The organism is Bacteroidota bacterium, from assembly GCA_030706745.1.
In the GTDB taxonomy this organism is placed as follows: Bacteria; Bacteroidota; Ignavibacteria; order Palsa-1295; family Palsa-1295; genus PALSA-1295.
On the sequence record JAUZNX010000019.1, the window covers coordinates 31663 to 53587 of the forward strand.

General features: G+C 53.9%; 22 protein-coding genes. 12 read left to right on the top strand and 10 right to left on the bottom strand.

Features of this window, described 5'->3' with window-relative positions; all coding sequences use genetic code 11:
* The first annotated feature begins 58 nt into the window (after window positions 1–58).
* Window positions 59–1975, top strand: a complete 1917-nt coding sequence (locus Q8902_14850; GenBank protein ID MDP4200837.1) for a M1 family aminopeptidase — start codon at window positions 59–61, stop codon at window positions 1973–1975.
* On the opposite strand, the gene Q8902_14855 is transcribed toward Q8902_14850, so the two are convergent.
* From Q8902_14855 to Q8902_14870, 4 genes are all read right to left on the bottom strand, one after another.
* Entirely contained in the window at window positions 1972–3423 is a 1452-nt protein-coding gene (locus Q8902_14855) for a DUF5723 family protein (GenBank protein ID MDP4200838.1), read from the bottom strand. The two genes, Q8902_14850 and Q8902_14855, sit on opposite strands and share 4 nt — an antisense overlap.
* A gap of 6 nt (window positions 3424–3429) precedes the next feature.
* Entirely contained in the window at window positions 3430–4848 is a 1419-nt protein-coding gene (locus Q8902_14860) for an aminopeptidase P N-terminal domain-containing protein (protein ID MDP4200839.1), read from the bottom strand.
* Window positions 4849–4851: 3 nt separating this feature from the next.
* Complete coding sequence (locus tag Q8902_14865) at window positions 4852–5157, bottom strand: 4a-hydroxytetrahydrobiopterin dehydratase (protein MDP4200840.1); 306 nt, start codon at window positions 5155–5157, stop codon at window positions 4852–4854.
* Between the two features lie 117 nt (window positions 5158–5274).
* Window positions 5275–5799 (bottom strand): HAD-IIIA family hydrolase, encoded by a 525-nt coding sequence (locus Q8902_14870; GenBank protein ID MDP4200841.1) that lies wholly within the window; start codon window positions 5797–5799, stop codon window positions 5275–5277.
* 448 nt (window positions 5800–6247) lie between these two features.
* On the opposite strand from Q8902_14870, the gene Q8902_14875 reads away from it, so the two are divergent.
* Window positions 6248–7282 (top strand): dipeptide epimerase, encoded by a 1035-nt coding sequence (locus tag Q8902_14875; protein ID MDP4200842.1) that lies wholly within the window; start codon window positions 6248–6250, stop codon window positions 7280–7282.
* 51 nt (window positions 7283–7333) lie between these two features.
* Window positions 7334–7795, top strand: a complete 462-nt coding sequence (locus Q8902_14880; protein ID MDP4200843.1) for an RpiB/LacA/LacB family sugar-phosphate isomerase — start codon at window positions 7334–7336, stop codon at window positions 7793–7795.
* On the opposite strand, the gene Q8902_14885 is transcribed toward Q8902_14880, so the two are convergent.
* A complete protein-coding gene (locus Q8902_14885) occupies window positions 7790–10081 on the bottom strand; it encodes a UvrD-helicase domain-containing protein (protein MDP4200844.1) in 2292 nt (763 codons plus the stop codon). The two genes, Q8902_14880 and Q8902_14885, sit on opposite strands and share 6 nt — an antisense overlap.
* Window positions 10082–10217: 136 nt before the next feature.
* Here Q8902_14885 and Q8902_14890 point away from each other — a divergent pair, with 136 nt between their 5' ends.
* Complete coding sequence (locus tag Q8902_14890; GenBank protein MDP4200845.1) at window positions 10218–10457, top strand: hypothetical protein; 240 nt, start codon at window positions 10218–10220, stop codon at window positions 10455–10457.
* Here the strand turns inward: Q8902_14890 and lptC are convergent.
* The 5 genes from lptC to Q8902_14915 are packed head-to-tail and all read right to left on the bottom strand — an operon-like array spanning window position 10454 to window position 15366.
* Window positions 10454–11143 carry an LPS export ABC transporter periplasmic protein LptC gene (lptC, locus tag Q8902_14895; GenBank protein ID MDP4200846.1) on the bottom strand — a complete coding sequence of 230 codons (690 nt, stop codon included), beginning with the start codon at window positions 11141–11143 and terminating at the stop codon, window positions 10454–10456. The two genes, Q8902_14890 and lptC, sit on opposite strands and share 4 nt — an antisense overlap.
* The gene (locus tag Q8902_14900; GenBank protein ID MDP4200847.1) at window positions 11140–12132 is read right to left on the bottom strand and encodes a KpsF/GutQ family sugar-phosphate isomerase; all 993 of its coding nucleotides are present in this window, start codon (window positions 12130–12132) and stop codon (window positions 11140–11142) included. Before Q8902_14900 ends, lptC begins: the two co-directional genes overlap by 4 nt.
* A gap of 2 nt (window positions 12133–12134) precedes the next feature.
* Window positions 12135–12974 carry a 3-deoxy-8-phosphooctulonate synthase gene (gene kdsA, locus Q8902_14905; protein MDP4200848.1) on the bottom strand — a complete coding sequence of 280 codons (840 nt, stop codon included), beginning with the start codon at window positions 12972–12974 and terminating at the stop codon, window positions 12135–12137.
* 53 nt (window positions 12975–13027) lie between these two features.
* Window positions 13028–13819, bottom strand: coding sequence for an RNA methyltransferase (locus Q8902_14910; protein MDP4200849.1), 792 nt, complete (start codon window positions 13817–13819; stop codon window positions 13028–13030).
* The gene (locus Q8902_14915; protein MDP4200850.1) at window positions 13816–15366 is read right to left on the bottom strand and encodes a methylmalonyl-CoA mutase family protein; all 1551 of its coding nucleotides are present in this window, start codon (window positions 15364–15366) and stop codon (window positions 13816–13818) included. Before Q8902_14915 ends, Q8902_14910 begins: the two co-directional genes overlap by 4 nt.
* Before the next feature lie 57 nt (window positions 15367–15423).
* Here Q8902_14915 and Q8902_14920 point away from each other — a divergent pair, with 57 nt between their 5' ends.
* The 8 genes from Q8902_14920 to Q8902_14955 all read left to right on the top strand — a co-directional run bounded on the left by Q8902_14920 (window position 15424) and on the right by Q8902_14955 (window position 21330).
* Window positions 15424–16515, top strand: coding sequence for a lysylphosphatidylglycerol synthase transmembrane domain-containing protein (locus Q8902_14920; GenBank protein MDP4200851.1), 1092 nt, complete (start codon window positions 15424–15426; stop codon window positions 16513–16515).
* A gap of 169 nt (window positions 16516–16684) precedes the next feature.
* Window positions 16685–17473: a hypothetical protein gene (locus tag Q8902_14925; GenBank protein ID MDP4200852.1), complete on the top strand. Its 789-nt coding sequence runs from the start codon at window positions 16685–16687 to the stop codon at window positions 17471–17473.
* A gap of 406 nt (window positions 17474–17879) precedes the next feature.
* Window positions 17880–19004 (top strand): hypothetical protein, encoded by a 1125-nt coding sequence (locus Q8902_14930; protein MDP4200853.1) that lies wholly within the window; start codon window positions 17880–17882, stop codon window positions 19002–19004.
* Window positions 19005–19010: 6 nt separating this feature from the next.
* Window positions 19011–19649, top strand: a complete 639-nt coding sequence (locus tag Q8902_14935) for a RelA/SpoT domain-containing protein (GenBank protein ID MDP4200854.1) — start codon at window positions 19011–19013, stop codon at window positions 19647–19649.
* A gap of 491 nt (window positions 19650–20140) precedes the next feature.
* The gene (locus tag Q8902_14940; GenBank protein ID MDP4200855.1) at window positions 20141–20371 is read left to right on the top strand and encodes a hypothetical protein; all 231 of its coding nucleotides are present in this window, start codon (window positions 20141–20143) and stop codon (window positions 20369–20371) included.
* Between the two features lie 35 nt (window positions 20372–20406).
* Window positions 20407–20622: a DUF2188 domain-containing protein gene (locus Q8902_14945; protein ID MDP4200856.1), complete on the top strand. Its 216-nt coding sequence runs from the start codon at window positions 20407–20409 to the stop codon at window positions 20620–20622.
* 173 nt (window positions 20623–20795) lie between these two features.
* Entirely contained in the window at window positions 20796–21032 is a 237-nt protein-coding gene (locus Q8902_14950) for a DUF433 domain-containing protein (protein ID MDP4200857.1), read from the top strand.
* Entirely contained in the window at window positions 21013–21330 is a 318-nt protein-coding gene (locus Q8902_14955) for a hypothetical protein (GenBank protein ID MDP4200858.1), read from the top strand. Before Q8902_14950 ends, Q8902_14955 begins: the two co-directional genes overlap by 20 nt.
* The last annotated feature ends 595 nt before the right edge of the window (window positions 21331–21925 follow it).

The window sequence follows — 21925 nt, forward strand, 5'->3', positions numbered from 1 at the left end:
GCCGGAGGATTCATCCGGCTCGAATTATTCGTGTGTCATTCGTTTTTGATTCGTTACTATGAAACTCTCGGCTATCATTGGTATTACCTTGATTATACTCGCACCGCTGCATTTTGTCCGCGGTCAGTCAGTCACGTATATTGATACAGATTCGACGTTCCGTGTGACTTACGTTCGATTTGAGCTTACCGTGCGTCCTGACACAGAATACCTCATCGGCAAAGTGACGCTCCGTTGCGTTGCTCGTGCAATGCCTGCCGGCCATCCGATGCGTCTGAGCATGCGCTCGGTGCTTTCGATCGATACCTTAACCGCCGGCGGAGTAGCAGCAGCATACAATCACGTGGACGATACACTCTATCTCACTCCATCGGCAGCATACAGTCCCGGTGAGGTCTTTGATGTTGCCATCGCTTATCATGGTTACTCGTATGGTGCGTATATTCACACTTTCCAGGATTGGCAACCGACAGGAATTCCAATCATCTGGACTGCGAGTGAGCCATTCGGATCGAAGCAGTGGTGGCCCTGCAAAGATAATCCCGCGGAAAAGGTGGATTCGGCCGATCTATTAATTACATGCGATCTGCGCTATTCCATTGCTTCCAATGGCACGCTTCGGGCCGTAATCGATCATGATACCTCACATACATTTTGGTGGCACGAATCATATCCAATCGACCACTACTTGCTTGCATTTGCGTGCACCGAGTTCGACACGCTAACACACTGGCACCGCTGGGCCGATGGCGACAGCACGCGTATTCTGAATTATGTCTTCCCGGTCTCGACAGATACAATGCGCACCGATCTGCTATTGATCGATACGATTATCGATCAATATGAAGCATGGTTCGGGCCTTATCCATTCCGGCGAGAGAAATACGGCACATGTCAATGGCATGGCGGCGGAATGGAGAATCAAACCCTCTCATTCTGTAACGATGCGGATTGGAGTCTCCTCGCACACGAAACGGCACACCAGTGGTTCGGCGATGGTATTACTTGCAAAACGTGGAATGATTGCTGGCTCAATGAAGGCTTTGCGACTTATGTAACGGATCTATTTGGAAGGCGGCGCTTTGGACAGTCATGGGTGGACACTGATTTCTCCCTCGCGGAAGCGTACGTGACCGAAGTGACGGATGGCAGGGTCCACCAGACGGATAGTGTGTTCCAGAATGCTCCGGATGATTACCAGCGCGGTAAACGCGTGTTGGATGGCCGATTGGTGTACGCAAAACCGGGTCTCGTTCTTCACATGCTGAATTACGTTCTCGGAAGCGACACTGCCTTCTATCGCTGCGTCCGCGAATATATGATGGGTCCCCTGCGGTATGGCGTCGCCTCAACGGAGGACTTTCGAGCTGCCATCGAAAGAGCTAGCGGCAAAGATCTCAAGTGGTTTTTCGATGAATGGATCTATGGAGATGGTTTCCCACAATACTCCATCGCGTGGTCCGAGCAAGATTCTCTTGTTTCGGTCGCGATCAGTCAGCGCGGGTCATCACCGAATAGTCCGTTCTTTGTCATGCCGATCGAGTTGCGGTTTACCGGCCCTGGGCTCGATACGATGGTTCAGGTATGGAATAACCATCCTCTTCAGTCGTATGTTTTTCAACTATCAAAACCAGCTTCCCTGATCACGTTCGACCCACATAATTGGCTGCTTGATGGCGCTTCACCGCGGAGCATGCTGGTCCAGTCGTCGCCAAACAACCCTGCTAGACTATCTGTAATGCGGGAAAGCAACGGAACGTATCAATTTACTTTCAATCTATTCGGTGCACCGAATGTCTGGCTTGAAATCTATGACGTAATGGGCCGGAGTGTCGGGTTTGTCGATGGCGGGATGATGGCAAACGGCACGGAGTCACTCCAATGGATTCCCAATGGTCTCGCAAGTGGCGTTTACTTTGGCAGGCTGACCACAGGATCGGGCATATCCACGATCCCGTTCGTGCTTGCTCCTTAAAAGAGTATCTTCATTCCAGCGGCGAAATCTGGTCGACCCGTGCTGCTGAAAAGACCGGATATATTCGATGTTCCTAAATCCAAAAAGAACGCATTCCCGATCCCGGCTCCGAGGGCAACCGTCAGTGACGTTGTTCCTTCTTGCGTGGTGATTCCTACTGCGGTGTGGAATGCGATCGAGGTACTGGGACGGTCAAAGATCGCCGCGAGACCAAAACGTCCCTTTTGCGGCGAACCTACGACATCGGTAAATCCGTAGGCAAATTCGGACGCTACCGAAAGCGAGGAGTTTGGGATGTCAATTCCAAGAACACTAAGATCAAGCGCGGCGGCGATGTGCAAGGTGGTTGGCAAGGACGAGGTAAATGGTGCGTCCGTTGTATCGAGCTTACCACCAAGCTGTTTCAAATAGGAGCGGATCGAATCCTCACTGAATGATCCGCCGCCTTGTGGCTGGGTATATATGATAACATTCGCACTGTCCTGCCTCCTGACATCGGTATGGCTCGTCCAACGGATCGACCCGATGTCAGTAACACTGAGGCCAAATCGCCAACGAGGAGACTGTCCCGCCACCGGCGTTTCCGAAACGGCAATAGCCGGACTGACCCCGATTCCGGAACCAGCGGTCGAACCACTCAGCAAATCAAGACTCAATCCGTTCGGGAGCTTTCCATTGAAGGCATCCGAGGTCGAGAATTGGATGGAGTACTGCGTTTGGATATTGGTGTGTGATTGCGGCGGGTTCGGAATCCCTGGCTCATGGAAGCTTACGAACGACGATGGATTGACTCGCATGTATGCGATGCCCTGCACGTAGCTCAGTGTAAGTCCCCCCGCGATGTCAGCATCTCCTGGCTCACTGCCTGCAAAGAATGTCTTGCCATAACTGATACCGTATTCATTATACCACACGCCTTGCACGTCGACTTGCTGAGGTGGTAATATGGTGCCGAGCACGAAGTTTGCGGTATCCTGGGGCGGATGCACATAGTTGAGAAGGGCGTCCGGTATGACAGACCGAAATGCTGCGTGGACATCCCAGGTAACAGCGAATGTTCCAATGGATGCGGTGGAAAAGGAAAGTCCGAAAATTCGAGCGCTTAGATCAGCGGAAACTTGATTGTGATAGAATTGATCCAGCAGCGTGCTATTGCCAGTGACAGAATCGGTTTTAAAGGCGCTCGAAATATTATTGATGGAAGAAAGACTCGATCCGCTGCTAATCCCAAAAGAGGAAATAGGCGCGATCACCAATTCAAATGCTCTTGGAGTGCCATAGGCAAGGAGCGCGGGATTCAGTCCGACGGCGTCAAGGCCTCGAGCCGTGACGGCATACGTTCGCCCGGCGCCATGAGCGAACGGTGCGAGCCGTTCCACGCCCTCCTGGGCGTTAGCCGATAGAGCGATACAGAGAAGCGGGAGCAAGAGAACAAGTCGTTTGACCATAATCAGTTATCGTGTGCGAACCATTAATCGTTCGAGTTCAGGAATCGTCCGGGGCGAGTTTCGAGACAAAATTTCCGGGCCCGTTGGTGTGATCAAGATGTCATCTTCAATGCGGCACCCAATGTTCCACCATTTTCGGTCGCAAGGACTTCCTTCCGGAATATAGATTCCCGGTTCAACGGTTAGTACATTCCCTGACCGAAGTGGTCCTCCGGTCCCTGCATCATGTACATCGAGCCCGAGGTAATGGGATGTGCCATGCATGAAGTATTGACGATACTCGTTGGAATCCTTGATGATTCCAAGTCGCAAAAGTCCGCGAACAATTACGCGGCGCGCGGCGAAATGCGCGGCCCAAAACGCAGCGCCAGCCTGACACGCCTGAATGCCGCTATCTTGAGCTTCGAGCACGAGCGAATATATGGTGCGCTGCTCCGGCGTGAACTGTCCCGATATGGGAAAGCTCCGCGTTACATCCGCGGCATAGCCGTGATATTCCGCGCCCATATCCATCTCGATAAAATCGCCGGGCTGTGTCTGCCGGCGGTTTGTCTCATAGTGGAGAATCGTGGAGTTCGGTCCACTTCCAACAATGCAAGGATATGCGGTATACTCCGCGCCATTCTCCGTAAAGATCGACTCCGCGAGTCCCTGAATCTGATATTCGTACCATCCCGGACGCGCCTTGCGAATCACTGCATTATGCGCCTCATTTGAAATGGCAATTGCTCGCCGCATCAGGCGAAGTTCCTCTGGCATTTTCACTTCGCGTAATTCCGCAAGGACTTTCGAAAGCCGAGTACTTGTGATTACTTTGTAGGGATTCTCAACAGAGGGCATAGACTCATTCGGGGCACTCATGTAAACAGGATCGCTCTCCGGCTTCAGTCCAATAGGTCGATAATACAGTGAATCAGAATGAGGGAGGAGTCTCTGCAAGTAGTCATTTAGGCTGTCAATCGGCAATGCAGATTCCGGACGGAGTACGGCCAATGCGCCTTCCGGTCCGAGCCGCTTGCCAGTCCATGTCTCTTGCTTCGGATCGCGCTGCTGAACAAACAGAATTTCGTGGACCCCGTGTCCAGCGACTGAGATCGGATCTTTGCTCAGAATGAGAGCGCTCTTTGGCTCCAGACAACCGGTGAGATAATAGAAATTTGGGTCTTCATGGAATTCGTAGTCGATGTCATTGGAGCGTACCTTTTCACGGGTGGATAATAGGACTGCAACCGAATGTGGCGCCATCGAATCGAGCACGCACTTCCGCCGGTTGGCATGAAACGAGGGTGGCAGACGGTCCACATCGTACAAACCATACTTATGCAAAGTATCGAGCGATACTTCATGCCCCAGGTCCTGGGCAATGCTCATACCAGGAACAAGAAGCAAAAACTGTAATACCAGGAGGGCGGAGAGACGCTGCATGGATTAGGATGGAATGCGATCGATTTCTTGAGCGACATCGAAATCGCTCTGCGTGATTCCACCGGCCGAATGTGTCGATAGCATGACCTGAACGTATTTATAATCATGCAACAGAAGATCGGGATGATGATCGTGGCGCTCAGCTATTTCCGCGATCTCTTGAATGAAGCTTGTGGAATCCACGAAGTCTTTGCGCTCGAAATTCTTCTCGATCTGTGGCTTCGCGGAGTTGTAGCTCCAACCCGTCAATGGTGTGAGCTTCGCCGTGATTTGCTCGGTGCTTAATCGGTCTTTTGGGGTCAGCGGCATAATGTTCGAAATAGAAGTGCGAATAATTGATAAACCTACTCTGTGTAAGAAGAATCCAGGTACTTTGTGCGTTCAAGGATCTTCGGAGCCTTACCTTTGTCGAAGTCGATTGAATCGCTATTTCCGATTTTTCAGAATCCACTCAGCAAAATCTCGAAAGGCACCGTTTCCCCCAGTGGCCTTCGCAATATAGTGGGCCACGGCCTTTGCTTCTGGCATGGCATCCGCCGGAGAACATGTCAATCCTTCCTGGCGGATTACGGCCATAACTTCCACGTCATTCAGATCATCACCGATGTATGCCAGTTGGCTGACTTCAAACCCGGTCTCACTGAGCACTCGGGATAGCTCCTCGCGCTTATTCCAGATTCCAGGAAAATAGAATGGAAGTTTCAATTGCTTCGAGCGCGCCTCGACACGCGGAGATGCCTCGCGAGTCATCATCGCCGTTGAGATACCCATATCACGCAGCCGTTCCATCCCCATTCCGTCCCGAATACTGAAGCGCTTGAGTTCCTCACCCATCGCCGAGTAATAGACGCCAGTATCGGTAAGGACACCGTCGACATCCGTAAGCACGAGCTTTATCTGTCGCGCTCGGCGGCGAATTTCAGCAAGGGTCAGCTTCTTAGATTGTGGCATGTACTGCAACAGGGTTCAGTCGATCGAAGCCTCAACACAATCCTGGAATATCGAGTGTCTCATGTGCGGCCCGTAGACCTGACCGCAGTCTAGTCGTTCTTGCGATTCCGCTTACTTTTGGATTCACTGCCCATAGAGCCTTGGCGTCGGGATTCCGTTCGGCGGTTTGTGCTTCGGTCAGTATGCAGCCCGTGGCGGTTGTCCTTCGTCGCAGCGCCGATTGCACGTCCAACCGCACCACTGCGAGCATCGCCTCGGGTAGTGTCACGAGGGGCTCTACTCAACATTCGCCCTTCTTCGGATTGTGGACCGTGGGGTTGTCGGGCCGATTTAGTGGATTTGGGGTTCATTCCTCGCTTTGCGTCGTTAATCATAAGTATTCCTTCAATTGTTGTCAGCCGTATTCCTATCCCACCTATTTGTTGAACAAAGTGCGTTCCGAAAATTCGTGAAATCCAGAATTCAGAGGCTCAAAGCGGAATATTCGCAGATCATTTTGCGGCAACCGTTCATTCTTTCCATCCGGAGTGCAACCCATGCGAATATTATTCGATGGACTTTGACGACCGAAGCGGGGGAGTCTTTTCCTGGAGAGTCCGTACCGGTGCAATATGTGACCGGCGAGACTCCTGAGTCCGTGCTCGAGCTTGCACCGAAGCTCGATGCGATGGTTCGAGGCGAGCAAATTGGCGATTGGCTTGCGATCAGTCGCGGAATGGAGCGGGCTTTCCCGGAGCATCCGGCCGCTCGTGCTGGTGTCGAAATCGCACTGCTAAATGCCTTTGCTGCAAAGGCTGGGATTTCCGCACAGACATTACTCGGCGCCGCAAAGGCAGAGGTTGAAACGGACATCACGATCTCGCGGCTTCCGAACGCCCTTGAGGTTGCTTGCGAAGCCTACAATGATGACTTTCGGATTTTTAAGCTCAAGGTTGGGGGCGGTAGCGTGGAAGAAGACTTGGACCGCATTGCTGGCATAGCGAATGCGCTCCCCGACGCCAGGTTCCGGTTGGATGCGAATCAATCATTGACTGTTAGGAGTACCATGGATCTGCTGGATTCTCTGCAGCACGCCGGAATCGAAATTGAACTTATGGAACAGCCTGTCCCAAAGGAGGATATCCGAGCACTCGACGAGGTTTCGCGTCTCACAGCAGTGCCCATTATTGCCGATGAAGGATGCCGCAATGCTCGCGAGGCCTATCGGCTATTCGCGGAGACCAACGTACAAGGAGTGAATATCAAATTGATGAAGTCCGGCATCCTCGGTGCGCTCGATACGATTGCCATCGCGAAGGCCGCAAATCGGAAGCTGATGATCGGTTGCATGCTCGAAGGCGAAATCGGAATGGCGGCGAGTGTAGCGCTCGCGTGTGGATCTGGCATGTTCGACTACATCGATCTCGATGGTCATCTCTTGGTGGACTATGGTCATAGGACGTCCTTGTTCCGGGCCAATGGTCCGAAGCTCTCCACGTGGTGACCCTAAAAGACTTCCTGGAAATAGAATATCGATTCCCGACGTTCACAGATCATGCGAATTGCCATTGGCTCCGATACAGCGACAGAGTTAACAGAAGCACTCATTCTCGAACTTGAAAAGCGAGGGCATGAAAGAATCGAATTCGGTCCACTGAACAAAGGCGACGCTGGACGTGACTGGCCGCTTGTCGCCGAGGATGTTGCGCGGGCTGTTGCCGAACAACGAGCCGATGAAGGCATTGTTTGCTGCTGGACCGGAACGGGTGTTGCGATCGCGGCGAACAAGATTGCCGGCATTCGCGCGGCGCTGATTGCCGATGCCGAAACAGCTCGCGGCGCTCGAATCTTCAATCACGCCAATATCCTCGCGCTTAGTCTCCGCTCTACGACCGTCCCAATCATGCAGGAGATTTTGGACGCATGGTTTTCTACGCCAGTCAACGAGGGCGAAGCACAGACCGAATGGAATCGGGCACAGATCGAACGAATCCGCGCGATGGAGCAGACACTATAGAAGTTTTAGGTTCGCGAATTTCAGCATCAGGTTTTTGCGCCCGAACTTGGCAAACTCGACAGTTGCTTTTGCCTTTTCGCCTCGTCCGGCAACTTCCAGGACCCGGCCCTCGCCAAACGTCTCATGGTAGACGCGGACGCCGCGATGAATAGTCTCTTCGGTCTGCGAATAGTTGGTCGGACTATCCCCATCGATGTAAGGTCCAGCAGCAGTCTCCTGCCGCGATAATGGATCGCGTTCGCGGCGCTTGCGAGTGAAGGTTCGGCCATTGACTTGCGGTGAGCCGGAGAGCAGGTAAGAGGTCTCGCGCTGGTATTCGGTCGCCGGCTGCCGCTCGCGTGGCTTCGTCCCGTAACTTGTCACCCGCTCAGTTGAGCCCGATGGCTCCAATTCTTCGACGAATCGCGAGGGCATTTCGCGGACGGTTTCGCCAAATCGCAAGCGCGCCAGTGCATAATAAATGTAGCACTTGCTCTTTGCGCGTGTAATACCCACATAGAGCAATCGGCGCTCTTCCTCCAGGGCCTTTGCGTCATCTTTGGATGCCTGACTTGGAAACAGCCCCTCCTCGAGTCCCGTGATGCAAACGACAGGGAATTCCAGACCCTTAGCTGCGTGCAGTGTCATCATGGTGACGGTATTCTTCGAACCATCGACAGTGTCGACTTCACTGACCAGTGCGACTTCTTCTAGGAAGGTCTCGAGCTTGGCTTCCGGTTTTTCGTGAAAGTAGTCGGTGATCGCCGAAAGGAATTCCTGAATGTTCTCGCGGCGGGCCAGCGAGTCCATTGTGTTCTCGAGCTTCAGGTCCTGGAGAATATTTGTCTCATCGATCAGCGCCCGCATCAGCTCGCCCGGAGACATCTGTTCCTTGAGGGCAGAGTAGCGCTGAATCAGGCGGACAAATTCACGGATCTTGCCGGCGATTCGGGGCTGAATCGCAGTGACGAAATCAATCGATTCCAGCGCGGCAAGCATTGTGATTCCGTGATCTCGCGCGTACGCCTGGATACGCTCGAGCGTCGTCTGACCAATGCCGCGCGCCGGGTAATTAATGACGCGCATGAGACTCTCGGTATCGGTCGGATTCACAAGCAGCCGCACGTAGCCCAGGACATCTTTAATTTCCTTGCGCTTGTAGAATGCCGTGCCGCCTACAATCGTATATGGAATTCCTTGGCGTCTCAGGGCATCTTCGAGGGCGCGGCTCTGGGCATTTGTCCGGTAGAGAATCGCGAAATCTCGAAGATCGAGTTTCTCCTTTCGCGCTTCATCCTCGATTGCTCGGACGACCGCGCTTGCCTCATCGCGTTCGTCCATGCACTCGATGATGCGCACGGGATCGCCGTGTGGATTATTGGTAAAGAGGGTCTTGGGAATTTGGCCCTTGTTGTTCTTGATCAGCTCGCCGGCCGTGGCGAGGATGTTCTTCGTTGAACGGTAATTTTGTTCCAACCGGAAGATCTTGGCTTCGGGCCAGTCACGTTCGAAATCGAGGATATTTCCGATGTCCGCACCCCGAAAGGCATAGATCGATTGTGCGTCATCGCCGACCACGGTAAGATTTCTGCTTTGCGCCGCCAGTCGCTTGATGATCGCATACTGTGCGCGGTTCGTGTCCTGATACTCATCGACGAGGACATATCGAAATTTGTTTTGGTATTCGATCAGGACCTCGGGATGCGCATCGAAGAGATCGATCGTTTTGAGAAGCAGGTCGTCGAAATCCATCGCATTCGATGATTTCAGCACCCGGACATATTCGGGATAGATCTGGGCGACCTGCTCTGCAAAAAAATCGCGCGCCAGTCGTTGATACTCTTCGGGATACACCAACTGGTTCTTTGCACTTGAAATGCGGGAGCGAACCGCATTGGGATTGAATTGCTCTTTCGAAATCGAAAGGCCATTCATGACCTGCTTGATTGCCGAAAGCGAGTCGTCTGAATCGTAGATCGTAAAGCTGGAAGTGTACCCGATTTCCTTCGCATGGCGCCTAAGCAGCCTGGCGAACACGGAGTGGAATGTACCCATCCACAGCGCCGACGCCCATTCTGGCTCGACCATTCCGGAAATTCGCTCCTTCATCTCTCGCGCCGCTTTATTAGTGAAGGTCAGTGAGAGGATTTGCCATGGTTTTACCCCATTTTCCAGCAGGAAGGCGATTCGATGGGTAAGCACGCGGGTTTTTCCCGAACCGGCACCGGCCACGATCATCGTGGGGCCATTCGAGTTACGGACTGCTTCTAATTGGGCCTCGTTCAGGCCGGATAAAATATTGGGCATTCGTTAGGGGAGTGCAAAATAACTTCCGGGCAAGTCGAGTGCCCGGAACTCGCTACTATTCTTGAGTGATTTCAGGATTTCACGCGAATTCATCTCTAATGGTTCTGATCAATAACCAGGCAGGATGCTCTCCTCTATGAATACTCAAGCAGATTCCGATGATCGGACCGGCATCGAGCGGGCGTTCGATGTCATTCGCCATCATACCGTCCACACTCGTGGGTACGTTCTCACAGCACTGAAGCTCATCGATGAGTTCGGCACCGAAGAAGATAAAGCATTGCTGAGTGATCTCTTGCGCAATGGGCCCCCCGCACCACCTCTGCCACCGGCAAATTCTCGCTCGAAGAAACAGAAAGCAACTCAAGCGAGCTAATCACGATGGATCGTGTCTACGGGTAGTTGAACTCGCGGAGCTCCGCCAAACGCTCCCGCGCCAGGTATCGGCTGCTCCTGCGGCTTCAAGGTCTTTTCGTTCGTGCGAGAGCCCGATTCCAACGCTCCGCTGGGCGCCAGGATTACGGGGTGCAGAATGTGATAATGCTCGAGATTTTGATCGCTTTCAAATCCAACGCCGTCCGTTATTCGCCCGTTGGGCTCGACAATGTGAACGGCGGCATCCGAATGAAGTGTCTGCTCCTTGTTGAGCCACTCGAGCGAATCGGTATCGACAACCGTCCCTGAGTCACTCACGATATGGACATGCCCGTAGGCCGTCATATTGTTTGTCAGTTGATTGACCCTTGCACTCATGCTTGTAAGAATTGTCGAGTGCTTCCCATCGCGATTGTAAAAATCGACCTTGACGCTGCTATCGAGCCAGGTATAGCGCTTGGTATCGAACTGCTGGATGCGGCCCGCGTGCAGAATCGCTCGGAGCATCCCGCTGGAAGAAAAATTCATCGAGGTGTTATAGCTCACCTGGGTCGGCTTATCTAAACCGACAGGGACACGAATGCCATTCTGTGTCGTACCCGGCATCACCTTCGGACCTTCATCGCAACTCCCAAGAGTCAGCGAGAGCCCCACAACGCAGCCAACGATGATCGAAAGCCTTCTCACGAACTAATACCTGCCTTCACGAGATCGTGCATGTGAATGATACCAGTGAGCTCGCCGGACTCGCTCAGTACCAGAAGTTGCATCACCTTGGGAGTAGTGTCCTCCATTTGATGCAGTGCTTCGATCGCCAGCGCTTCAGCACCAATGGTACGCGGCGAAGGAGACATCAGATTCGTCGCACGAACTTCTCGCGAATCGACAGACGGATTTGCAAGAAAATGCCTTCGTAAGTCACCGTCGGTAATAATCCCGGCAAGCTCGCCATCCACGGTTACTGCAGTCGCGCCATAGCGTTTCCGCGACATTTCAAGCATGACCTCATTGAGTGTTGCAGAGGCCGGCACGACCGGAAGCTGTGGCCCGCTGCCCATGAGGTCCCGCACTGAAAAGGTTAGCTTGCGTCCCAATGCACCAGCGGGATGCAGGCGGGCGAAATCTTGCGGGGAGAACTGACGAGCCTCCAGCAGCGCGATTGCCAACGCATCGCCGAGCGCAAGCGAAGCGGTCGTGGATGCCGTCGGGGCCAGGTCATGCGGGCAAGCTTCTTCCATGCAGTGCACAAGCAAGAGTGCCCCACCTGAGTCATGAGCCGCCTGCGTCAATTTTGAATCCGTCGAACAGGTGATGGCGATGATGGCAACGTGGATGCGATCCAGCGCCGGAAGTAACATCAGCAGTTCATCTGACGCCCCGCTCTTGCTGAGGATGATCGCAATGTCTCCAGGTTGCACGAGCCCGACATCACCGTGTGCAGCTTCGGCGGGATGAAGAAAGAATGCTGGTGTTCCGGTCGAGGTCAGGGTGGAAGCGATCTTATTGGCGATATGACCGGATTTGCCGACACCGGTCACAATCACACGACCCTTGGTATTGATAAGCAGCTCGCAGGCATGAGAAAAGGCAGCGCCATCGAGTGAGGAGCCGGTCGCATGCAATGCCCGTTCTTCTATTTCAAACGTTCGGGCGGCGCTTTTTGAGAAATCGTACACAGTCAGACGGTTCTTGTTACTGAATCCCGGACGGCGAGTAGACGTTCGAGCAGCGATTCGAGTTCGTCAAGCGGAAGCTGCGAATCCCGGTCGCTGAGCGCTTCGGCAGGATTTGGGTGTGTCTCGAGAAACAACCCGTCAATTCCGACAGCCACCGCTGCGCGAGCCAATGGGGCAAGGAAGCGCCGATCGCCACCGCTCACACCATTCTGGCTCGGACGCTGGATGGAGTGCGTAGCATCGTAGATGACCGGACATCCAAACGAACGCATGTGCACCAATGAACGGAAATCAACGACGAGATCGCCATAGCCAAAGAACGTCCCTCGTTCGGCGAGGATTACTCGGTTGTTGCCAGTCTCCTCAATCTTGGCCTTGGCATGGCGCATGTCCTCGGCAGACATGAATTGTCCCTTTTTAACTTCAACGATTTTACCGGTTTTGCCAGCAGCTTGGAGCAGCTCGGTTTGACGTGAGAGGAAAGCTGGAATTTGAATAATATCAATGACTTGTGAGGCTGATGCAATCTCTAACGCATCATGCACATCACTCAGAATTGGCAGATCATAATCCGCCCGAATCTTGGCCAGAAGTGTCAGGGCCTTCTCATCGCCAATGCCGGTAAAACTGGTAGAACTCGTTCGGTTTGCCTTCCGGTAGGATGACTTGAAAATGAAGTCAACTGGCAGCGAGGATTGAATCTCGAGCAGCCTTTCGGCGACTGTCCTCAGGAGCGGCTCAGACTCAACAACACATGGCCCTGCAATGACAGCCAGCCGATCAGAATTGCCAAAGATGATCTCCCGTCCAACAGGTGAGAATACCGATACGGGGCGGGTCACAGCGTCCAAGTTGGTTTGCACAGGAGCGAAGAACAGTTGATCGGTCAGAATACTCACCCCAAACTTGCCGTGCGCTGACGGGTAGCCTCGGCCAGGATGATCGCCGCGCTGATCGCGACATTCAATGATTCGCCTTCGCCATATCGCGGAATTACAATCTCGCCATCCGTCAGTGGAAGGAGTCCTTGACGAATTCCTCGGGCTTCGCTCCCAAAGACCAGCAGAGTCTTGCTCGGGAATTCGGTATCGAAAATCGACTTCGCATGCTTTGAGACCATCGTCGCAAATACTTTCCAACCGGCAAACCGAAGCTTGGCAATCCGACGAGAGAGATCGATTCCCGATTCGAGGCCAACGCTGAAGATTGCACCCTGTGTTGCCCGAATGACTTTGGGGGCATAGGGATCTGCTGTTCCCTCGCCAAGGAATACCGACTTCACACCAAACCACGCGGCAGTCCGGATGATCGTGCCGACGTTGCCAGGATCTTGCACACCGTCAAGGGCAAGAGCAAAATCTCCGCTCGCTTCGATCTTCGGTTCAGGGATGCGAAGCACACCGAGGATTCCCTGCGATTCCTCTGTATCGCTCAGACGACTCGCGAGTTTATCGGAAATGGAATAGAGCGCCGCTCCATGATGTATGCAACGATCGAGTAATCCTGCGAATCGCTCTGCGGCATGACTCGTAATTGCGATCCGCGCGATCAGCTCGGGGGCCTTGTCCAATGCCGCTTCAAGCAAGTGCGGGCCTTCGATGATGAACTGCCCCTGATTGCTCCGCATCCGAGGACGTGTCAGCAGTCCTCGGATCTCTTTGGCCTGAGCTTCGGTCAGGGGCTTCACTCGTGATATTCTCCAAATACTCGCCGCATCGTGTCTGAAATTTCACCCAATGTGGCGAAGGCTTCGACAGCGCTGATGATGAGCGGCATAAGATTCTCGCCGCTGCGGGCGGCTTGCTCCACTGCCGCAATTGCCCGGTCTGTTGCCGCTTGATTTCGCTTTGCGCGGAGCGCCTGAACGCGCTCGGCTTGCTCGTGCTCCAGATTCGGGTCGATCCGAAGCACGTCCGGCGGGTTCAACTCTTCGGTCACAAACTCGTTGACGCCGACGACGATCTCCTGTTTGGACTCAACTTTCTTCTGCCACTCGTAGGCGCTTCGAGCGATCTGGTCCTGATAGAATCCATGCTCGATTGCACGCACCGCACCACCCACAGCATCGATCTCGCCAATCAGTTCAAGGCTCCGACGTCGCAGCTCGCTTGTGAGATACTCCACATAATAGCTGCCCGCCATCGGGTCGACAGTGTCCGCGATGCCCGACTCGTAGGCGATAATTTGCTGCGTCCGGAGCGCGGTGCGAGCCGAAGATTCCGTTGGCAGGGCCAGCGCCTCGTCCTTGCCGTTCGTGTGCAGTGATTGCGTGCCACCAAGCACGGCAGCCATCGCCTCGATCGTCGTCCGGACGACATTGTTCTCGATCTGCTGCGCCGTCAGCGTTGAGCCTGCGGTCTGCGAGTGAAACCGGAGCTTCATCGACTCCTGGCTCTTCGCATGAAACCGATCGCGCATGATTTCGGCCCACAGCGTTCGCGCCGCACGGAATTTCGCGATCTCCTCGAAGAAATTCGAATGCGCATTGAAGAAGAATGAGAGTCGCGGCGCAAACCGATCGACATCGAGGCCCGCATCCAGTGCAGCTTGGACATATGCGATGCCATTCGAAAGCGTGAACGCGATCTCCTCGACGGCCGTCGCGCCGGCTTCCCGGATGTGGTAGCCCGAGATCGAGATCGTGTTCCACGTCGGCAGCTCCTCCGCGCACCAGCGAAAGAGATCGGTCACGATCCGCATCGATGGCGTCGGCGGATAGATGTAGGTCCCGCGCGCCGCGTACTCCTTCAGGATGTCATTCTGCACCGTCCCCGAGAGCTTTCGCAGCTCTGCGCCCTGCTTCTTGGCCTTCGCCACATACAGCGCCAACAGGATGGAGGCCGTCGCGTTGATCGTCATCGAGGTCGAGACCTTCGCCATCTCGATGCCATCGAACAGCACGTCAAAATCCTCGAGCGAGTCGATGGCGACGCCGACGCGCCCGACCTCACCGCTTGCCATCGGGTGGTCCGAGTCGTACCCGATTTGCGTCGGCAGGTCGAAGGCAATCGACAGCCCCGTTGTCCCCGAAGCCAGCAAATACTTATATCGCTTGTTCGACTCCGCCGCCGAGCCAAAACCGGCATACTGGCGCATCGTCCAGAGACGCGACCGGTACATTTCCGGGTAAATCCCGCGGGTAAACGGAAACTCCCCGGGCGATTCTTTTTCGGAATACACCCGCCCGATCTCGATTCCCGAAGTCGTTTCGAACTGCTCTTTGCGCAATGGCATGCTACAAAAATACGTCCGGGCACGTCATTGGCTATGAGATGAGCTATATTGCACACGATGAAACACCCGCTCATCCGTCTTTTCATCACGATCCTCATTACCGGAGGGGCGCTGTACCTCGCGTTCCGAGGGGTCCATCTCAGCGCATTGCTCGATGAACTGGCCCGCACGAACATCCTGCTTATCCTGGTGGGGGTGGCTTTGCTGTTCTGCTCCCACGTCTTCCGCGCATGGCGCTGGACGGTCATTGCGCGACCCATGAAGCCCGGCACCAGCATTCTCATCGCATTCAAAGCCATCATGGGTGCGTATGCCATGAACAACGTTATCCCGCGCTCCGGAGAGCTTGTCCGACCGTATATTTTCGCAAAGCACGAGAAGGTCTTTATGAGCGGCACGATTGCCACGATCCTGATCGAGCGCGTCGTCGATCTCATCGCCAATGTGCTGGTCATGATGCTGGCGCTCGTCGTATTCCCGCGGGAGATCACCAACGCGTTTCCGTCACTGGCCGGTGAAACGCTCCCGATCATGGCCGGTATGGTCCTGCTCATGGCGCTCGTCATCACGATGATCTTCAGCGCGGGCAAGACCGAACGCGTCATCCACCGCATCATCCGCAACTGGCCCGCGAAGCTCGAAGGCCCGATCGGACGGGCCGCCACCGAGTTCGCCAGCGGACTCCGCGGCGTCCGCGCCAGCGGGGCAGTACCGGTCGTCATCGGTACCGTCGGCATCTGGATTTTTTATGTACTCAGCATGTACGCATGGCTCTTCGCATTTCCGGAGCCGCAGATCATGGCGGTCGGAATCGTCGGCGCGTTTTTTCTCCGCGTCGTCTCCGGCATCGCGTTTCTCGTGCCGACTCCGGGTGGCGTCGGGTCGTACCACTACCTGATCAGCCAGGCGCTGTTCCGGATCTTCAGCGTGCCGCTGGCGGCGGCCATCACGTATGCCACGCTGACACACGCCGCGTTCGATATCCTCACCACCGTCACCGGACTCATCATCGTTATGACCGAAGGCATCTCATTCCGCAACTTCAAGGAGGTCGTTCGCGCCTCCGAGGATCACTCGCCGCAAGAGCTGGCGACCGCGCTCAAGCAACCCATCGCGGAGGTCGGCGGGCTTGGCCTGGGAGAACACTGAGAACCGGAATGCGCCCGACGAATCCAATGTTTACCATGCAGTCTACGCCTTCGACTCCGGAGCGCGAGATTGTGCAGGCGGCCCCCTCCGCTACTCCGCCCGCGATCCTCCACGGCTCATCCGACTGGCGCGAAGGGTGAGTGGATGGCAACCTTCTTTCACCGCGGCCATGAAGAGAAAATTTTATATTATCGGTCACAATCCGAACACCAGCTATGAGGCATACGAATGCCTCGCGCAGGGAGCGAATGCCATCGAACCCGATGTCCACTACGACGCACCCAGCGCGACATTCTATGTGAGTCATAGCTCCGGCGATCCGGAGGACTATCCTTTGCTCAAACAGTATCTCAACGACTTAGGCGATCTGATTCGCGACGGGAGCATCCCGAATCTCGCGCTCGCTGCGTTTGACTTGAAACCACCTTACGCGTACGACATCAAAGATCTCTACAAGCTCATTCGCAATGAATTTGCCTATGAGTTCAGCGACATCCCAATCCTGACGACGATTGGCGAACCCTCGGCGATGGCGTTCTTAGATGGAGTCCGGGGCGATCAACGGCCCAATGAAGCTGTCGGTGTCGATGAAGGAGTCGCGCCGACACGGGTGTACGAACACTTCCGGACGCTCGGCATCAACTACACGTATGGCGCGGGTCTCACGAATTTGCTCTGGAGGGGATTCTATGATGCGTATGCCGATTGGGTCCGCGAAGCGATTCGATTCCGGGGAATTGCCGGCGGACTCAAAATGACCTACGCCTGGGTCATCGATAACGAAAGTTATATGAGGGATTACCTCGACATGGGAGCCGACGGAATTATTACCGAGGATATCCCGCTCATCAGCCAGTTGATCGGATCGACCTACGCCGATGGCTACGAACTCGCAGCGCGTGGCGATAATCCGTTCGCCGATAACATGCCAGCCATATCGAGTGCCGAGCAGCCGTAGGGACGTGCCGCGCACGTCCTGCCGCGATTGACGAAGATCATTCCGTCATCGCTCCGGCAGGAGCGTAATAGTTGTAGCCGTGGGTTTCAACCCACGGTGTTGTGATCGGAGAGAATTTCAAGCTCCGTCAGGAGCGCAATATTTTCTTTTGGGATGGAGCCTAATATGTCGCTCCGATGGAGCTTGATTGTGCTGGCGGCCTCGCACCCGCCGGTTAAAACCGGCGGCTACAAATATCTCGCTCCTCTGGAGCGAGGCGCCGGAGCGGGGCGCGAAAACCGCTTCGCCGGGAATGCCACCGACCAACCCCGCGTTCGCATTCACGTTCTATGCCCTCGACTCCCGAGCGTGAGTTCGTTTCTGCGGACCCCTCCACTCCCAGCCGATGATGAAAAGATCTTAGAATTTGAACAACCAACTTGCCATCAGACGATGCGAATGGTTTTTTCGTTTTGAATATTTAAGTTCATCTGCACAATCAATGCCTAGCCAAGAGCATCAAGTAGTGTTTAGCTTCGCCGCCTCTGTTCCTCCTGGGAAAGACGCGATGCGAGAAGTGGCCCACGTCCCGCAGATTCGCTACAGTCAGCCTCAGATGGGGACAACTGCACAGACCTATTTTAAGGAGCTCTTTAATAAGTCTGCAGAAGAATGCAAGGTCGAAATCCAATTTAGAAGTGGAGGAAGTCAGGACAACCTAGTTCGAGACACGCTGGTCGCAATATGCGGTACAGAGGACATTGATGAAAAAAGAAGGCTTGCTACCGGGCTTGCCCATCGGCTGTATTCGGTAACAGACCATAGAAATAAGACTGGCTTATTCACGATCATTGAAGGGAAGCGGGGTAATAAGCACAGAGTACTTTTGACGCGGTTTAGGGAAGATGAGGTAATCACGACTAATCCCAGGAACGACGGTACGATTGACCTCGAAGTGATAATGGAGGCCTTTACGAAGAAGTCCCAATTTTATAAGTCGGCGCTATTCGAGGATGAACACAGCAGGTCAATGTTTTGGAACGGTCGTATCGTCGATAAGCAAATCACCAAGACTCATAATGACGTATCGCGTTACTGGATGAGCGATTTTCTCAATGCGCAGTCATCACTCACATCAAGGCAAGGCACAACAAATCTTGCAAGATATATTAAGACCGCAATTGAGAAAGAGGAATCGGTTAATGGCAAACAAGCACTCATTGCTGCGTCTGTTCTATTGAATCAGCGGGCTGGCGAGAACTTTAGCGTAAGGCAGTTTTGTGAGACCTATCTGTCTGACGATATTGCACGAAGATTCAGAAGTGTGGTGAAGTCTGAACTTGAATTCGAGAGCATGTTCGAGATTAATGCCGAAGTTCTCGATAGTGAGATTGGGAGCACGCTGCTGAGTCTGGCCAATGGAATTCAGTTGAGCGTCCCAACTTTCCTTTACTCGAACAGCGTACACGAGGTCCGCATGGATGACGGCGGGACAGAGGTGACAGTTACAGGCAAGGTAGTCAATAAAAAGCTAAGAAAAAAGACGAAATAGAAGAACGTGGAAAGTGAAGCCGCACCAACCATCAGTGCAACATATGACAGCATTTTCAATAGCCTTAGGTTGCTCTGCGATAAGACGCACGAAGAGCTTAGTGCGATATTAGAAGGTTTCCGCGAAAGCTATAATATCGATTCGATCACAAGGCGCGTGAAGTCCAAAAAGAGCTTTCTTGATAAAGCGGAGAGAGCAGATGGTGAGAGAAGGGCGTATCCTGATCCTTTCAGGGACATCCAGGATCTCATCGGCATCAGGGTAGTTGTGTATTATAAGCACAACCTGGTTGATGTCAGAGATAAGGTGCTTGAACACTTGCATCCAATCGAACTCGTTGAAAAGAAGCCAGCGTCTCCTTCTGAATTTGATTATGAAGGAGTGCACCTCATCCTCCCGCTGTCCGTGGCAGTCAGAGGGCAAAATGAATCGGCGGTTTCTGCGATGAGTGGTCTGTTTGAACTTCAGATCAAAACATTATTTCAGCACTCATGGTCGCAAACCGAGCACAATCTCGGTTATAAAACGGCTGGAGCGAAACTGGACCCGATGATAAAGCGAAAACTGGCATTCGTTGCAGCCCAATCCTGGGGTGCGGATCACATCCTTGAGGAACTGGCAAGCGCAGCGGTTGCGGCTAGCTGACTAATTCGAACTCCTTCCAAGTTCTGTTCAGTATCTCGACGCCCCGCAGACCTCGAATCGCAAGGTCTGAAGTCGGAAAATTCCCTTCTATTAGCGAATTGAACTCTCGCCCTTTCACCCTCTGTGTACTAGTAAGCCTAGTTCACTTGCCATAACGCATGTTTGAGCAACAGCTTACTCACAATTTCCGAAAAGCAGTGGATAACCCGTCTATCGCTCTGCAAAGAATGTGGGAAGAATTGGGGCTAAAAGGTGAACAATCCGAGCCTATTTTTCGTAAGTTTGAGTGACTAGAAAAGCAAACGGGCAACGATCAATTGCCCGTCTGCCGATAGATGAGTGGCTCGGTCGTTTGGCAACTCCCAAGTTGCCCATCATTAGTATCGATGCAAATATACGACTGAGTTACCATCTGTCATTGGTCATGTACTAAGAACGTGCATAATTTAAGAAATTGTGCATATATTATCACTTATTCACACGTTTTATCAATGACAAGATATCTGAACCGAAATGGAAACTCTGGAGTGACAGCATTCGAAATCGAACCGGAGGGCATCTGGATACAATTCCGAGGGGGAACGTCCTATCTCTATCCCGCCTCGCGTGTCGGATTTGGCAACTTCCAAACAATGTGCGGTTTCGCGACCAGAGGTCAGGGGTTAGGAACGTTCATCAATACGACTCCGACGGTCAAGAACGGCTACACCTTGAAACGCTAACTTCAATTCGAACAATTTGAAAGGAGGTGAGAGTCATGAGCGATCAAAACTCAAACCACTACTACGTCGAACGACGACCGGACGGCAGCTATGCAGCGACGAGGGGCGGAGCCGAACGTGCTGGATTTACAGGTCCCACTCAGGGCAACGTTATCGAGCAAGTAAGGCAGAACAATCCGGATGCTCCAATCCACGTTGAGCGGCAGCGTCATACGACGGATGGTAATCCCGATAAGTGGCGTTCGGCCTAATTGGGCATTGACTACAAGTATCCGTGGTCTGGGTGCGGCTTCAGCCTGGGCTGCGGGTACTCCGTGCCTTCGGCACTATGTTGGTAGCGGTGGCTTCGCGCAAGCTGAGGCGCGCGCGCTACACGGCGCCATTGGGTGGAAACGTTGCTGCGGCGGTACTGTTGTGAATTATTATGGAACAGCAGCTAATCGTGAGCGATCCTGAAATTCTGGGTGGCACACCGGTCTTCCGAGGTACTCTAGTGCCGGTCAAGAATCTCTTTGATTATCTGGAGACGGGCGAAACGATCGAGGCGTTTCTCCATTCCTTCCCATCGGTCTCGCGGGAACAGGCAATAAGCGCGCTGGAGCTTTCGGAGCAGTTGCTCACTCATTCCAACTCGTCGCTCGATGAAGTTGCTGCTGGATGAACGGGTCCCGGAGGACCTGAAAGATTTCATGGTCGGTCACGATGTGGCAACCACCGGCGAAATGGGGTGGAAGGGGATCAAGAACGGAGACCTAATGAACCGAGCGGTCACGGCAGGATTGGATGTCTTTTTGACTTCAGATAAGAATCTCCGTCACCAGCAGAACATCGGCAAGTATCAGGTCGCGGTAATTGTCTTCGATGTCCTCCGCAACACGTTGCCGGAATTGCGGCAGAAGCTTCCGAAGTTGTACGAGTTGCTCCGAACCGTGGAGAAGGCGAAACTATATCTCTGCTGATTATCAGCTTCGGCGGACCGCACACATTGACGAGCATGTGTGCCGGGCTATGAGCCATCTTGTGCGCTTGCTTCCCGGTGGCTTCGCGCAAGCTGAATCGTGCGCTACAATGCAAGACCGAGGAATGCGGTGAAGGCCGAAGTGTTTAGCCGCGAAGCGGCGGCGTACTCGCTGCCCAGGGTGGAGCGAGCTTGCGAGCGAAACCCTGGGTTAGCATCGTGCGGAAGTTCTGTAGCCCTGAAAGGGCGGAGTACATCGCCCTTTCAGGGCTACATATTCTTTTCGCGTCTGCAACCCAGGGTTCCGCTCCGCCGCAAGCGGCTACGCTCCACCCTGGGCTGCGGGTACTCCGTGCCTTCGGCACTTTGTCGGGAGCGGCGGCTTCGTGCAAGCTGAGGCGTGCGCTACAACGCGCGACCGAGGAGTGCGGTGAAGGCCGAAGTGTTTAGCCGCGGAGCGGCGGCGTACTCGCAGGCCAGGGTGGAGCGAGCTTGCGAGCGTAACCCTGGGTTAGCGTCGTGCGGAAGTTCTGTAGCCCTGAAAGGGCGGAGTACATCGCCCTTTCAGGGCTACATATTCTTTTCGCGTCTGCAAC